The sequence below is a fragment of the Martelella sp. HB161492 genome, from assembly GCF_013184775.1.
Taxonomy (GTDB): domain Bacteria; phylum Pseudomonadota; class Alphaproteobacteria; order Rhizobiales; family Rhizobiaceae; genus Martelella.
In genome coordinates this window covers 167,043-181,989 of the sequence record NZ_JAATVV010000010.1, presented here as the reverse complement: position 1 = coordinate 181,989, position 14,947 = coordinate 167,043, and the positions used below count along the sequence as shown (strand labels likewise).

At 62.0% G+C, this 14,947-nt stretch carries 13 protein-coding genes; 10 read left to right on the top strand and 3 right to left on the bottom strand.

Annotated elements, in window-relative coordinates:
* Nucleotides 1–60 precede the first annotated feature (60 nt).
* From HCK86_RS17265 to nadC, 4 genes are all read left to right on the top strand, one after another.
* Nucleotides 61–969, top strand: coding sequence for a hypothetical protein (locus HCK86_RS17265; protein WP_176085719.1), 909 nt, complete (start codon nucleotides 61–63; stop codon nucleotides 967–969).
* A gap of 68 nt (nucleotides 970–1,037) precedes the next feature.
* Nucleotides 1,038–2,009 carry a quinolinate synthase NadA gene (gene nadA, locus HCK86_RS17260; RefSeq protein WP_176085718.1) on the top strand — a complete coding sequence of 324 codons (972 nt, stop codon included), beginning with the start codon at nucleotides 1,038–1,040 and terminating at the stop codon, nucleotides 2,007–2,009.
* A complete protein-coding gene (locus tag HCK86_RS17255) occupies nucleotides 2,006–3,538 on the top strand; it encodes an L-aspartate oxidase (RefSeq protein WP_176085717.1) in 1,533 nt (510 codons plus the stop codon). Before nadA ends, HCK86_RS17255 begins: the two co-directional genes overlap by 4 nt.
* 3 nt (nucleotides 3,539–3,541) lie before the next feature.
* Nucleotides 3,542–4,396 (top strand): carboxylating nicotinate-nucleotide diphosphorylase, encoded by an 855-nt coding sequence (gene nadC, locus HCK86_RS17250; RefSeq protein WP_176085716.1) that lies wholly within the window; start codon nucleotides 3,542–3,544, stop codon nucleotides 4,394–4,396.
* A gap of 154 nt (nucleotides 4,397–4,550) precedes the next feature.
* Here nadC and HCK86_RS17245 read toward each other — a convergent pair whose 3' ends face one another.
* Complete coding sequence (locus tag HCK86_RS17245; RefSeq protein ID WP_176085715.1) at nucleotides 4,551–6,377, bottom strand: SLC13 family permease; 1,827 nt, start codon at nucleotides 6,375–6,377, stop codon at nucleotides 4,551–4,553.
* A gap of 299 nt (nucleotides 6,378–6,676) precedes the next feature.
* Between HCK86_RS17245 and HCK86_RS17240 the strand changes: the two genes are divergently transcribed.
* The 6 genes from HCK86_RS17240 (at nucleotide 6,677) to HCK86_RS17215 (ending at nucleotide 12,914) form a co-directional block, all read left to right on the top strand.
* Nucleotides 6,677–7,762: an ABC transporter substrate-binding protein gene (locus tag HCK86_RS17240; RefSeq protein WP_176085714.1), complete on the top strand. Its 1,086-nt coding sequence runs from the start codon at nucleotides 6,677–6,679 to the stop codon at nucleotides 7,760–7,762.
* Complete coding sequence (locus HCK86_RS17235) at nucleotides 7,759–8,814, top strand: iron ABC transporter permease (RefSeq protein WP_176085713.1); 1,056 nt, start codon at nucleotides 7,759–7,761, stop codon at nucleotides 8,812–8,814. Before HCK86_RS17240 ends, HCK86_RS17235 begins: the two co-directional genes overlap by 4 nt.
* A complete protein-coding gene (locus HCK86_RS17230; protein WP_176085712.1) occupies nucleotides 8,811–9,566 on the top strand; it encodes an ABC transporter ATP-binding protein in 756 nt (251 codons plus the stop codon). The genes HCK86_RS17235 and HCK86_RS17230 overlap by 4 nt, the downstream gene beginning before the upstream one ends.
* A 2-nt stretch (nucleotides 9,567–9,568) precedes the next feature.
* Nucleotides 9,569–10,873, top strand: a complete 1,305-nt coding sequence (locus HCK86_RS23965; protein ID WP_210259946.1) for a hypothetical protein — start codon at nucleotides 9,569–9,571, stop codon at nucleotides 10,871–10,873.
* Nucleotides 10,866–11,381: a hypothetical protein gene (locus tag HCK86_RS17220; RefSeq protein ID WP_176085711.1), complete on the top strand. Its 516-nt coding sequence runs from the start codon at nucleotides 10,866–10,868 to the stop codon at nucleotides 11,379–11,381. Before HCK86_RS23965 ends, HCK86_RS17220 begins: the two co-directional genes overlap by 8 nt.
* 396 nt (nucleotides 11,382–11,777) lie before the next feature.
* Entirely contained in the window at nucleotides 11,778–12,914 is a 1,137-nt protein-coding gene (locus tag HCK86_RS17215) for a DUF2778 domain-containing protein (protein WP_210259945.1), read from the top strand.
* A 66-nt stretch (nucleotides 12,915–12,980) separates the two neighbouring features.
* Here the strand turns inward: HCK86_RS17215 and HCK86_RS17210 are convergent, their stop codons facing one another.
* Nucleotides 12,981–13,721, bottom strand: a complete 741-nt coding sequence (locus HCK86_RS17210) for an SDR family oxidoreductase (protein WP_176085709.1) — start codon at nucleotides 13,719–13,721, stop codon at nucleotides 12,981–12,983.
* Nucleotides 13,722–13,954: 233 nt separating this feature from the next.
* Nucleotides 13,955–14,929 carry a class 1b ribonucleoside-diphosphate reductase subunit beta gene (nrdF, locus tag HCK86_RS17205; protein ID WP_176085708.1) on the bottom strand — a complete coding sequence of 325 codons (975 nt, stop codon included), beginning with the start codon at nucleotides 14,927–14,929 and terminating at the stop codon, nucleotides 13,955–13,957.
* Nucleotides 14,930–14,947 lie beyond the last annotated feature (18 nt).

Here is a 14,947-nt window from a genome sequence, read left to right as displayed (position 1 = left end):
ATTGGCGGACCGGCCCATCCGTGCTACCGCCATTGATGGAGAATGGAGGACAAGCCGCCCGTGACCGATGCCAATGCCCACGCCGAACTGATTGCCGTGCTTACCGCCGTGACGGAGGATGCACCGCGGGTGATGACGGTGGAGGCCGGCGTGAAACTGCCCTCCGGCCCGTTTATTTCCGGGCATCGCAGCCTGCAGGCCGGCCTGCGCGACTGGGTCGAGGACCAGACCGGCCATCCGGTCGGTTATCTTGAACAGCTTTACACCTTTGCCGATCGCGATCGCGGCGGCGTACGCAACGAAGATGACCGTCACATCATTTCGATCTCCTATCTCGGACTGGTGCGCGAACAGGCCCCACCCGGCGGCGGGCGCCCCTTGTGGAAGGACTGGTACAGCTATTTTCCCTGGGAGGATCTGCGCGGCGGACGCCCGGACATCCTCGAAAACATCGTCGAGATGCTCAGCCAATGGGCCGAGAGCGAGCGGCCCGGCCGCGATTATCGCCGCCATCGCCTCGATTTTGCCTTCGGCCTCAACGGCGCCGCATGGAATGAGGATCTGGTGCTGCAGCGCTATGAGCTGATGTATGAGGCCAAGCTGGTGGCCGAGGCCGGTTCGGCACCGGCTTTCTGGTTCGGCAAGCCGATGGCCGCCGATCACCGGCGCATTCTCGCCACCGGCATTGCCAGGCTGCGCGCCAAGATCAAATACCGCCCCGTTGTTTTCGAGCTGATGCCGGAGCAGTTCACGCTTCTGCAATTGCAGCGCGCCGTCGAAGCGCTGGCGGGCCTGAGGCTGCACAAGCCCAATTTCCGCCGCCAGATCGACCAGCAGGCACTGATCGAGGAAACCGGCGCCGTGACCGCCGAAACCGGCGGCAGACCCGCAAAGCTGTTTCGCTACCGCCATGCCATCCTCGAAGAGCGCGCGCTCTCCGGATCACGTCTCCCCACCACCCGGCATTGACATAAACTCAATGGGAGAATATGAATCGCGCTCTAAATATACTCAAATAGAGTATTAAGGAGAGAGCGATGAATGCCGGTTTTGACGCCAACAGACTGTATGAGCGCGTGTCACGGGTGATGCCAAAGGCCGAATGGCTGAGCCATGCGGATGACGTGGAGGCCATTCTAACGCTGAAACGTGAGAAGAATGCCGTTATTCTCGCCCATAACTACCAGACGCCGGACATTTTCCACGGCGTCGCCGACATTGTCGGCGACAGCCTGGCGCTGGCCCGCAAGGCGGCAGAAGCGGAGGCCGATATCATCGTTCTGGCGGGCGTGCATTTCATGGCCGAAACCGCCAAGCTCCTGAACCCGGAAAAGACCGTGCTGATCCCGGATATGGCGGCCGGCTGTTCGCTCGCCGATTCGATCACGCCTGAAGATGTGGCGCTGCTGCGCGCCGCCCATCCCGGCGTTCCGGTGATCACCTATGTCAACACCTCGGCGGCGGTAAAGGCGGCCTCGGATATCTGCTGCACCTCCGGCAATGCGAAAAAGATCGTCGAAGGGCTCGGCGTGCCGAAGGTGATCATGATCCCGGATGAATATCTCGCCCAGAACATTGCCCGCGAGACCGATGTCGAGATCATCACCTGGAAGGGCCATTGCGAAGTGCATGAACTCTTCACCGCCGAGGATGTGCGCGAGATGCGTGAGGCCTGGCCCGGCGTTCAGGTGCTGGCCCATCCCGAATGTCCGCCCGATGTGGTGGCTGAAGCCGATTTCGCCGGTTCGACCGCGCTGATGTCAGCCTATGTCGGCGACAACAAGCCGGCGCGTGTGGTGCTGCTGACCGAATGCTCGATGAGCGACAATGTCGCCGTCGATCACCCGGAGGTCGATTTCGTCCGGCCCTGCAATCTCTGCCCGCATATGAAGCGGATCACATTGAAGAACATCCGTGATGCGCTGGAAAACAACCGCCACGCCGTGACTGTCGACCCGGCAATCGCCGGCGATGCGCGCCGTGCCGTGGAGCGGATGCTGGCCCTATGAACACGCCCGTCATCATTATCGGCAGCGGTATTGCCGGTCTTGTGGCGGCGCTGGAGCTTGCGCCGCTGCCGGTCACCCTCATCACCCGGGCCGGCGCCGGCGAGAAAACCTCCAGCGCCTGGGCCCAGGGTGGCATCGCTGCTGCGGTTGGTGCCGACGACACGCCGCAGCTGCAGCTTGAAGACACGCTTCGGGCCGGCGACGGGCTTTGCGATCCGGCAGCCGCCACCGCAATCCTCACCAGGGCCCCGGCCGCAATCCAGCTTCTGGAACGCCACGGCGTCCGTTTTGACCGCAATGGCGACGGCGCCTATGCGCTGGCGCTGGAAGCTGCCCATTGCCGCAGGCGGGTACTGCATGCCGAGGGCGACAGATCCGGCGCCGCCATTGTTGCAGCCCTTGTCCGTCAGGTCCTGTCAACGCCCTCGATCCGGCTGATGACGAACACATCGGCCCGGCGGCTGATTGTCAACGAGGGCCGGATCGCAGGCGTGCTTGCCGAAAAAAGCGGACGGTTTTTCACCCTTGCGAGCGACCGCGTGCTGCTGGCAACCGGCGGCATTGGCGGACTTTATGCGGCCTCGACCAACCCGCCCGGCAATTTCGGCCAGGGCGTGATGCTGGCCGCGCGCGCCGGCGCCCGTCTTGCCGACATGGAATTCGTCCAGTTCCACCCGACCGGCCTTGCTGTCAATGCCCGCCCCGTTCCGCTGATCAGCGAGGCGGTGCGCGGCGAAGGTGCGGTGCTGATCAATGATCATGGCGAGCGCTTCATGGCCGGAACCAAAGGCGGCGAGCTCGCGCCGCGCGACGTGGTGGCGCGGGCGATTTTCGCCGAGATTTCACGCGGCAATAAGGTGTTTCTCGATGCCCGGGCCTGCCTTGGCACAGGCTTTTACGCCCGCTTCCCGGCAATCACCGCAATCTGCCGTCAGGCCGGCATTGACCCGGCGCACGCGCCGATCCCGGTGGCACCGGCCCAGCACTATCATATGGGCGGGATTGATGTTGACGACAACGCCCGCAGTTCCGTTTCCGGCCTCTGGGCCGCCGGTGAATGCGCCGCGACCGGTCTGCACGGGGCCAACCGGCTCGCCAGCAATTCGCTGACCGAGGCGGTGGTGACGGGCGCACTGGCAGCGGCAGATATCGCCGCAGCGGCGGAGGCAGCACCAGCCCGCGCCATTGCCGTAACCGACCCCGGCCGGTCCCTGCCGAGTGTCACCCCGACGACCGGTAATATTCGCCCGATCATGAGCCGCCACCTCGGCGTGCTGCGCTCGGCTGAAGGCATTCATCAGGCGATCCCGGCGCTGCTTGCCCATTATGACGCCGATGGTGCCGATGCCGATCCGGCGCTGGTGGCGCTGGCGATCGCTGTCTTCGCCGATCTGCGCGACGAGACGCGTGGCGGCCATGCCCGCGCCGACTTTCCGCAGAAGCGGCCGGCAGCGATCCGGAACCGGATGGGCCTCGATGCAATCCTCGACCATGCCCGCAATCTCACCCCCCTTGCCCGGAGTGCCTGAACCATGACTGCCCCCCTGCTTCGCCCGATGATCGAACCCGTGATCCGCAACGCGCTTGTCGAGGATCTGGGGCTTGCCGGCGACATCACCTCCAATGCGGTGATCCCGTCCGGTCATCGCTCCAGCGTAACGATGGCGACCCGGAAGAAGGGCGTTGTCGCCGGGCTCGACGCCGCGGCGCTTGCCTTTGAACTGGTCGATCCGGCCATCACCATGACCCGCCATGTGGACGATGGCGCCGCCGTTTCACCGGGAACGCGGATCGCAACGCTTTCCGGTCCCTCGCGCGGACTTCTGACCGGGGAACGCACTGCGCTCAACATTTTGTCGCATCTCTCCGGCATTGCCAGCGTCACCGCCGGCATTGTCGAGGCGGTTGCAGGCACGGGCGCTGCCGTGGTGTGCACCCGCAAGACAACACCCGGACTTCGCGCGCTGGAAAAATACGCCGTGCGCATGGGCGGCGGCGGCAATCACCGCTTCGGCCTGTTCGATGCGGTCCTGATCAAGGACAACCACATCGCCATTGCCGGCGATATCGCCATCGCCATCGAACGGGCGAAGAAAAATGCGGGCCATATGGTGAAGATCGAAGTCGAGGTCGACACGCTCGATCAGCTGCGCACGGCCATGGCAATCGGCGTTGATGCGGTGCTGCTCGACAATATGGGTGCGGAGCTTTTGGCCGAGGCTGTCTCAATCGTCGATGGCCGCGCGATCACCGAAGCCTCGGGCGGCATTACGCCGGAGACAGCCGGAGCGCTTGCCCGTGCCGGCGTCGACCTGATCTCGGTCGGCTGGCTCACCCACTCCGCGCCCATCCTCGATATCGGCCTTGATTTCGTGTCAGAAGAGTGAGCGGCCAGGCTGAGGCGATGCGCGCACCGCCAGCACGCCCGTTCATCGCTCAGGCGTTATTGTTCCATCCGGTTTCGGCAAGCCATTTCCGCGCTTCGTCACCCATAGTCTGAAGCTCTCGAACCGAATTGGTCCGGCCGGACACGGCGATGGCTCAGAGATCGTAATACCAGGGCGCCACAAGCGCGAAGGTGATGGTGACCACCAGCACCAGCGGAAAGCCGGCGCGGATGAAATCCCTGAAGCTGTAATGGCCCGGCCCCATGACCATGAGGTTGGTCTGATAGCCGATCGGCGTGGCGAAGGAACAGTTGGCGGCATAGATGACGGCGGCGGCAAAGGCTTCCGGTGGCGCACCGACCTGACGCGCCATGTTGATGGCGATCGGGATGAACAGTGCTGCGGCGGCATTGTTCGACAGGAGATTGGTGAGGATCGCCACCGTGATGAACAGGATGGTGATCACCACTGGCGCCGAGGCACCGCCGCTGAGATTGACAACGGTTTCGGCAATCAGCCTGGCCCCTCCCGTCGCTTCCAGCGCCGTCGCCATGGCGATCGAGGCACCGATCAGGAGGAAGATCTGCCGGTCAAAGGCACGCGCTGCCTGCTGCAGTGTGAGGCAGCCAAAGGCAACCATCATCACGGCACCGGCAACGGCGTTGACAGCGATCGGCGAAATCCCGGTTGCCGACAAGATGACGATCGCCATGAAGATCAGCGCCGCGAGGATTGATTTGTCACGCGGCGGCACCGGCTCGGCGGAATGTTCCAGAAGCAGGATATCGTGATTGCCACGGGTGCTGGCGAAATCTTCCTCCGTGCCGCCGAGCAGCAGCGTGTCGCCCGCCTCCAGCCGGATATAGGTCAGCGGAATTCGGCCCATGCGCGATTTCCGGCGGACGCCGAATACCGTCACGTTGAAGCGCGCCTGGATACCGCTGAAGCGCACCGTCCGGCCCTCGAACATCGACCCTGGTGCAACCACGGCCTCGACAAGCTGGTAGCGCGGCCCGGCCTTGCGCGGATCACGCGGCAGCGAGCCGTCCGGCGGTGCTGCCAGATCGAATTCGCTCTTGGCGATCAGATCCATGAACCCCTTGCGGGTGCCGATCAGCTGCAGCCGGTCACCCGGCGCCAGAACAAGACTGTCATCATAGGGCGGCAGCAGCGTCGTGCCATCGGCCCGGGTGAGCACATGCAGCGCCATCGGTGCGAGATCGGGAAAGAAGCCGGAACGCGGACGCTCGCCGATGAAGCGGCTGTTGGGCAGGACAACCAGATCGCCGACAAATTGCGTGCCATCGGTATCCTCGGCGGCCTTGACCTCCGCCTTGCGCCCGGACAGCACCCGCGGCATCACGAGAAGCACATAGAGATAGCCGACCACCGCCAGGATGACGCCCATGCCGGTGATCGAGAAAAACCCCATCTTGACGCCGAGCTGGTTGGCCAGGCCGACGGCGATCATATTGGTCGACGAACCGATCATCGTCGTCATGCCGCCGAGAATGGTGACGAAGGAAAGCGGCATGAAGATCTGATAGGGCGACAGGCGGTAACGCGCCGCCAGCGAGGTCAGCACCGGAATGAAGATCACCACCACCGGTGTATTGTTGAGGAAAGCCGAGGTAACGCCGACAACAATGAGGATCACCACCACGGCAAGCTTCGGATTGCCGCGGTTCATCCGCCCGATGATATCGGCAACCCCTTCCAGCGCATCGGTGGCAAAGAGCCCCTTGCCGACGATCAGAAGCGCCAGAACCGTGACCAGTGCCGGCGAGGAGAAACCCGCGAGAAGCTGGTCGATGGACAGCGCTGCGCCGCTGTCAGACGTGTAGGGGAAAGTACCGAACAGGACCAGAAGGGCAGACAGGATGCCCAGCGAGACGACTTCGATGGAAAAACGGTCAAGCGCGAAGGCAATCACCGCACCCGCAATAATGACAAATGTGAGTATCAGATGGATCGAATCCATGAAAACAAAGAGCCCCAGAAAACGGAACGGAATGAAAAGTAGAAATTCAATATAGTGACATATGCACTTGCCAGCGCTGGAATGTAAACTCCCCCGGATCAGCTCGCGCCGCGAGCGCACCCCGCCAATCTGGCACAGCTGCGCCTTTCTTTCATCAGCCGATAGGATACGCCCCCCAAGCCTTCGCCGCAAAGCCGGTGCTGACGGCGCGACAGATTTTTGTTTTTTATCTTGATAAAAGTAATCATGTTTGTAAAAAGATCAGACAATAGCTGACCATAAAACTCAGGATTTCACCAATGACTATCGTCAAGGCACGCCATTTCGGGGCGGCCGTTGCTCTGCTCCTCGCCGGACCGGCACTCGCCGACCCGATCACCTTCACCGACCAGGAAAACCGGACCGTGACGCTGGAAGCGCCGGCAAGCCGCATCGCCTCTATCCCGATCCCGATGGCCTCGACGCTGATTGCCATTGACGGTGGCACCGACAGGCTGGTCGGCATGAACCCTTCGGCCAAGCAGGCGATCATGGACGGCATTCTCGGCAAGATCTTCCCTGAGGCAAAGGATATCCCCTCCGATATCACCGCCCCGAATTTCATCCCGAATGTCGAGGAACTGGCCGCCACCAATCCTGACCTTGTGATCCAGTGGGCCGATCGCGGCCCCGATTATGTCGACCCGATCACCAATGCCGGCATGACCGCAATGCTGATTTCCTACGGCACCGAGGACAAGGCCCGCGCCTATATGACCATGACGGCCGAAGCCATGGGCAAGCCCGAGCGCATTGCCCCGCTGATCGACTGGCGCGAAGAGGTTGAAGCGGAGATCAAGGCAAAGACGGACGGTCTTGCCAGCAGCGACCGGCCGAAGGTGCTCTATCTGCTGCGCGCCATGGACGGCATCAAGGCCTCCGGCACGATCGGCAACTACAATGCCTGGTATATCGACCTTACCGGTGGCCAGAACGCAGCCGCCGATCTGGAAGGCAATGGCGTGACCATCAATCCCGAGCAGATCGCCAGCTGGAACCCGGATGTCATCCTGCTCAACAATTTCGAGAGCGACATTTCCCCGGAGCGGATCTATTCCGATCCGATCCTGTCGCTCACCAATGCAGCCCAGAACCACAAGGTCTATCGCATGCCGATGGGCGGCTATCGCTGGGATCCGCCGAACCAGGAAAGCCCGCTGACCTGGATGTGGCTCGCCGACCTTCTGCATCCCGAAATCTTCGACTTCGATCTGCGCACCGAAATGAAGACGGCCTACAAGACCATCTACGACTATGATCTGAGCGATGAGGATATCGATCAGATCCTGTGGATGGATCTCAATGCAGGCGCGGCCAATTACGATCAGTTCAAGAGCCGGTCATGACCGATATTGCAGCCGGACCGCGCAGCCTTCGCGTGGCCGGCTCCCTTCGTTTCGGCCTTTTTGCCGCCATGGTGATCGCCCTCATCGCGGCAATGATCTTTGCCATCGGCGCAGGACGCTTTGCCGTTTCGCCGGCAAGGATCATCGCGATCATCGCGGCCTGGCTTGCCGATCCATCGGCCCCGCTTGAAACCATCGACCAGCGCATCGTCCTTCTGGTGCGCATGCCGCGCGTGCTGCTCGCCGCCGTGACCGGGGCGGCGCTGGGGGTCGGCGGCGCCGCCCTTCAGGGTGTGTTCCGCAATCCGCTGGTCTCCCAGCAGGTGCTCGGCATCAGCCAGGGCGCAGCCTTTGGCGGCGCGCTTTCCATCCTTGTCGGCTTTTCCGGCGTGACGCTTCTCGGCATTGCCTTCTTCTTCGGCCTTGCCGCTCTCGTCATGGTCGGCCTTCTCGCCCGCATCAACGGGCGCACCGAGGTGGTCACCGTCATTCTGTCCGGCATGGTGATCGGTGCGCTGTTTGCCGCGCTCGTCTCTGTCGTGCAGTTTGTCGCCGATCCCAACACCTCGCTGCCGGCGATCGTCTACTGGCTGATGGGCTCCTTTTCGACGGCGACCTGGCCACGCCTTTTTCTCGGACTTCCCGGCCTTGTGATCGGCATGGCGGTGATCTTCCTGTTCCGCTACCGGCTGAACCTTCTGGCGCTGGAAGATACCGAAGCCCGCTCGCTCGGCGTCAATCCGGATCGCGAGCGCTGGATCATCTTCATCGCCACGGCGCTGACGACCGCAACCTCCGTTGCCGTTGCCGGGATTATCGGCTGGATCGGCCTTGTCATCCCGCATGCGGCACGCATTCTCGTCGGCGAGGATCATCGCGTGCTGATCCCGGCATCGGCCATATTGGGCGCGGCCTATCTGACCTTCATCGATACGCTGGCACGCACACTGACAGCTGCGGAAATTCCGCTTGGCGTGCTGACGGCGCTGATCGGCGCACCGGTTTTCGGCCTGCTGCTGCGCCGGCATTTTTCAAAGGCGGAACGGCCATGATCGGGCTCGACAATGCCAGTGTCGCCTTCGGCGCCAAAACCATCTTCGCAAATGTGAGCTTCACGCTTCCGGTTGGGCGTTCCATGGCAGTGCTCGGCCCCAATGGCCGCGGCAAGACCACGCTGCTGCGCGCCCTGCTCGGCTTTCAGCCCCTGAAGGAAGGCCGCCGCCAGGCCCCCAAGATCGCCGGCTATGTGCCGCAGCACGGGGCGTCGGTGGCAAAACTCTCCGGTCTCGATGTCGTGGTGATGGGCCATGCCGCGCGGATCGGCCTGTTCGGCCAGCCGGGCCGAGATGATATCGAGGCCGCCCATCAGGCTCTCGAAACGGTTGGGGCGTCGAAGCTCGCCGAACTGCGCTATGACCGGATGTCTGGCGGCCAGCGGCAGATGATCCTGATTGCCCGCGCGCTCGCAACCGGTTCTGAAGCGCTGATTTTCGACGAACCGACCTCGGCGCTCGATCTCGGCAATCAGGCCAGAACCCTCGATCTTCTGAACCTTCTGCGCGCCCGCCGCGACAAGGCGATCCTGTTTACCACCCATGACCCCAATCACGCATTGGCGGCGGCCGATGACGTGCTGCTGATGATGCCTGACGGGCACGAGCGCTTCGGAACGGTAGACGAGATGATCCAGCCCGCACCGCTTTCCGCGCTTTACGATGTGACGATGCGCTGGGTCGATGTCGAAGGCGATGATGGCGGCAAGCGCCGCGCCATCGTGCCGGCTTTTGCCGGAAGGAAACACTGAACATGTCGATACTTTACCTGCAATCGGCCCATGAAGGGCCCTCACCCGCCTTTCGCCAGGCCGCTGCTGATGGCAGGCTCACCATCATCCCTCAGGAGGCCCTGACGGAGGCCCATCTTGAAAGTCATTCCGGCCTGATCACCGGCAATCAGCTCGATCAGGATGCCATGCTGGCCTTCAAGCCGGCGCTCGAGGCCTTTCTGGCGCGTGGCGGACGCTGGTTCTTCAACGGGCTGATGGTGCGGCCGCTTGTCGACGGCATGGCACAGCATCGCCCGATCGCCCATCCGAAGCGCGCCGATTTCGACCTTGCCAGCATCAATCCGCATCCGATTTTCGCAAGGGTCGATCTGCAGGCGATCGAGACGAACAGGGGCGTTGCCGGCTTTTACGGACGCGGCTGCAATCCACTGCCCTCCGGTGCCATCGCCATCAACGGCCTTGGCAGAAAAGGCGTTCCGGTCGACTGGGTCTGGCCGCGCGCCGATGGCGGCCGGATCTTTTCCCATGCCGGCAACGACCTGTCCACCATGGGGCAGGAAACCGGCCTGCCGCCACTTCTGGCGGAGCGCATCATGGCCTGGACTGAAGGCGGTGCCTGCGCCGATCCGGCCATAGCCCGGCCGGCGACACCACTGGAAGAACTGCCGCTTGACAGCGCCGAGACCTTTGCCGGCCATCGCGTGGGCGCCCGGAGCGGCCGGCGTATCGTCACGGCATCCGCCGGCACCTATTATCATATCCGCAGTCTTGAGGGCCCCGCTTATGGCGATGCTTTCGACGTGATCACAACACCCGAGGCGCTGGGCGACGTCCTCACCCCCGGCGATGTGCTCTGGGTGCCATGCCGGACGCCGGCCAGGCGCATGATGGCACAGCGCGCCGTGATTGACCGTCATCTTGAGGCCGGAGGCACGGTCATCGCGCTTGGCGAGAGCCAGTCACAGCTGTTCCTGCCAAACATCGCCTTCACCCCAACACCGACGAACTGGTGGTGGTGGCTTGATCCCGAGGCCGATCTCGGCGTCTCGATCGCAAACCGCGACCATCCGCTGATGCGCGGCATGGAAGACCGCGATGTCACCTGGCACCTGCATGGCTGGTTCACGCCGCCTGACGATGCCGACGTGCTGGTGCGGGATGGTGCGGGCCGGGCAATTTTCTATGTCGATACGGTTTCCACCAATGGCCGGATGATCGTCTCGTCTCTGGATCCGATGTTTCACCACGGCTCGCATTTCATGCCGGCAACGACCCGGTTTCTCGATCGCTTCATTCCCAATCTGAAAGCCTTCATCCATGCATGACACCATCACCGTTTGCGAAAACGGCACTGAACTGACCTTCTCATTCGATGACATCCTGGCCTATCACGGCGGCGGCTTTCCCGGTGGGGTGGTCCATGGGCTGAAGGCCATGCAGGCCGCCTTTGCGCTGCTGGACGACACGCCGCCCGAACGCCGCGAGATCGGGATCGTCACCGCATTCACCGGTCCGGGTGGCCGCGATGCGCTGGAAATGGTGACGCGTGCGCTCACGGACGGGCGCCTGAGCGTTGAACGCAGCCTTGGCGGTCGCGATGTCATTTCCGATCCGCCCGGCCCGTATCTTTTCCGCTTCAGCTATCGTGGAAAAACCGCCGAAGCCGTGATCAGGCCCGGTCACGTGCTGGAGGAATTCGTCACGCTCGGCGCGAAGAGGGACAAGAGCCCCGCCGAAATCGCTCGTCACGAAAATTTGAAGCGCGAGATGGCAGACCGCTTGCTGCCGCTTGCCGCCAGCGAAATCTACACCGCAAGGCTTTTGCCCGGCTGAAACGCCTCTGCTCTTGCTTTCAGTCAAGATGACGACGCCGGCGCTGCTGCGCCGGCTTTGTCATGGCGCGGTTTTATCGATGCCATAAGGGTGTAAGCGCTAACTTTCATTAATGCAGCCTTTACTAAATTAGGCCGAGCTGCTTTATTTTTGCCTGTTTTCTTTTCTAGAGCGAAAATGCGGCAGGGGTGACACCATCACGCCGCATCACAAAGGACAGACAACTAAGGACAACGGAATGGCGGACTTATTGTTCCGCGCCGGCCGGAAAAGACGGTGCGTGTTCAGAGCAGTCATACATCGCATAAGGATTTATTTACCCTGTTTCTCTTATCCTCATCTCGGCGGCTGGTTCGCCACCTTCGAGTAATGCGTAGAGAGTTTTGCGACGTGGCGTTGAAAAACAACGAAATCCCGGGACGGACCCGAAAAGCGAAAAGCGGCCTGATGGGCCTTGCCGCCGCAGCATCCGCCTTTATCGTGGTCGGCGGTGCGTTTATCACCATAGCGGCAGCGCCCGTGCTGATCGGCAGCGTTGCCGGGCGCGGTAGCGAAACGGCCGGCCTCTCGCGCCTGATGATCACCCCTTCCTTCCGCGCGCCCGAACGGGCCCAGAGCGACAAGTCGGCCCGCCTCGTTGCCGCCCGCTCCGGACAGGATCGCGTCGGTGGCCTGACGGCTGACGAGATTCGCACCTCGGCACTTGAGAAGCAGCTGGCCCAGTTCGGCCAGATCGCCCTTGCCAATCACCAGCGCGACGCCATCAACAAGCAGGTCGAGGAAAACGGGGCAGCCGTGCAGCTTGCCCTGGCCAGTCCGCCGCCGGAGCTTCAGACCAGGTCCACAACCAGCCGCACCATTGCCGAAAGCAGGCCCGCGGCTGCCCCTGCCGCAAAGGCCGAACCCGAAACGGCGGCGACCGCGCTCGTCGCCAGTGCCGATACCGGCACCGATGCAGGCAATGCCTTCAAGCTGGTCCTGCAGGGGGCTGACAAGAACCGCATGGCGCCAGGCGAGGTCCCCGTCCCCGAGCCGCGGCCGGCCGGAACGGCTCTGGCCTATGCCGCGCTCAAGACCGACAGTCTTGGCACGCTCTTCAACGCCGTGCCTGAAACGACCACCAAGGTCGCCGTCTACGATATCTCCACCGCAAAGGTCTATATGCCCGATGGCACTGTTCTCGAGGCGCATTCCGGCCGCGGCAAATATCGCGACAACCCGGATTATACCCATCTGAAGATGGCCGGCGCCGTGCCGGCAGCAACCTACAAGCTGACCTTGCGCGAATCGCTGTTCCACGGTGTCCAGGCACTGCGCATGACCTCCGTCGACGGCACTGATCCGCTTGGTCGCACAGGGCTTCTCGCCCATACCTATATGCTGTCAACGCCCGGCGATTCGCACGGCTGCCTCGTGTTCAAGAACTACAACAAGTTCCTCGAAGCCTTCAGAAAGAACGAGGTCGATTACATCGTCGCGGTTCCAAGCTTGCAGAAGAGCATGCTGGCGCAGCTGAACCGCCGCACGGTCTGATCTTCTCCTGCCTTCATGACAAACGCCGCCCCCGACCGGGCGGCGTTTTTGTTCGTCTGGCGCCTTCTACTTCACCGCCGCCAGCATGCCGACCGTCGCGCCACCGTCGATGACGAATTCGGTGCCCGTCGAGAAGGTCGCTTCCGTGACAAGAAAGCGGACCAGACGCGCGACCTCCTCCGGCTTGCCGAAACGCGGCAGCGGCTGGCCCGCAAGCGCGGCCTCATTCATGCCTTCCGTCATCGCCGTGGCGATGGGGCCGGGATGAATGGAGCAGACGCGGACATTGTCGCGCGCCAGATCCAGCGCCGCTGCCTTGGTCATGCCACGCACCGCGAATTTCGAAGCGGTATAGCCGATCAGCGAGGCATAGCCCTGCAGGCCCGCCGTGGAGGAGGTGTTGACGATCGCACCGCCGCCGGCGCGGATGATGGCGGGTGCGGCAAAATGCATGCCGTAAAACACCCCATTGGCATTGATGTCCATGATCTTGCGGAAATCCTCGGGCGTGGATTCCACCACGCCGGTGAAGAAGGAAATTCCGGCATTGTTGAACAGGGCATTGATGCCGCCAAAGGCCTCTTCCGCGGCGGCAACAATTGCCTCCCAGTCTTCCGGCCGGGTAACATCGAGATGGCAGAATCGGGCGTTCTCACCAAGTTCGGCAACCAGCGTCGCTCCGGCTGCGTCATTCAGGTCACCGATCATGACCTTTGCACCTGCGGCCACCAGAAGCCGCGCCGTCGCCGCGCCAATACCGCCCGTGCCACCACTGATGATGATCTTGATGTCGCTGGTCTCGGCCATGATGGGTCTCCTTGTTTTTCTGTCTCTAAGGCGTGAAAGCCGATCCGCCTCTCCGGTGATGTCACCATCATGCGCTACCGAGGCTTCCGGTCTTTGATTCCCGTCAACTAATATGACAGAAATCGCTGACATTTCCGGTTTTCGGCAAAACCACATTCTGATGAATGGCCAGACGTCAAAAGGCCCGCCAATGGCGGGCCCTGATCGTCAAATCGTCGGATCAGACAGAAGGATCAGAAATCCCAGTCCTCGTCTTCGGTCGCAACAGCCTTACCGATGACATAGGACGAACCCGAGCCGGAGAAGAAGTCGTGATTTTCATCGGCATTGGGGGAAAGCGCAGAGAGAATGGCCGGATTGACCTTGCAGGCCTCGGCCGGGAACAGCGCTTCATAACCGAGATTCATCAGCGCCTTGTTGGCATTGTAATGCAGGAAGGCCTTCACGTCCTCGGTCAGGCCGACACTGTCATAGAGCGCCTCGGTATATTTGGATTCGATCTCGTAGAGTTCGAACAACAGGGAGAAGGCGAAATCCTTGATTGCCTGCTGCTCGGCCTCGCTGACCTTCTTCAGGCCCTGCTGGAACTTGTAGCCGATATAATAGCCATGCACGGCCTCGTCACGGATGATCAGGCGAATGAGGTCGGCGGTATTGGTCAGCTTGGCGCGGCTCGACCAGTACATCGGCAGATAGAAGCCCGAATAGAACAGGAAGCTTTCCAGGAAGACGCTGGCAACCTTCTTGCGCAGCGGATCACCGGCGCGATATTCCGACAGGACAAGCTTTGATTTTTCCTGCAGGAAAGCATTTTCCTCCGACCAGCGATAAGCATCATCCACCTCGGCCATGGAGCAGAGCGTGGAGAAGATCGAGGAATAGGAGCGGGCATGGACCGCTTCCATGAAGGAAATGTTCGACAGCACCGCCTCTTCATGCGGGGTCACCGCATCGGGCATCAGCGTGATCGAACCAACCGTGTTCTGGATCGTGTCGAGCAGCGTCAGACCGGTGAAAACGCGGATGGTGAGCTGCTGCTCGTTTTCCTTCAAGGTCGCCCAGGAGGGAATGTCGTTGGACAGCGGCACCTTTTCCGGCAGCCAGAAATTGCCGGTCAGACGGTTCCAGACCTCAAGGTCCTTGTCATCCTCGATGCGGTTCCAGTTGACCGCGCGGATGCCGGCTGAGGGTTTGACCTGAAAATTCATGTTTCTCTCCGTCAATCA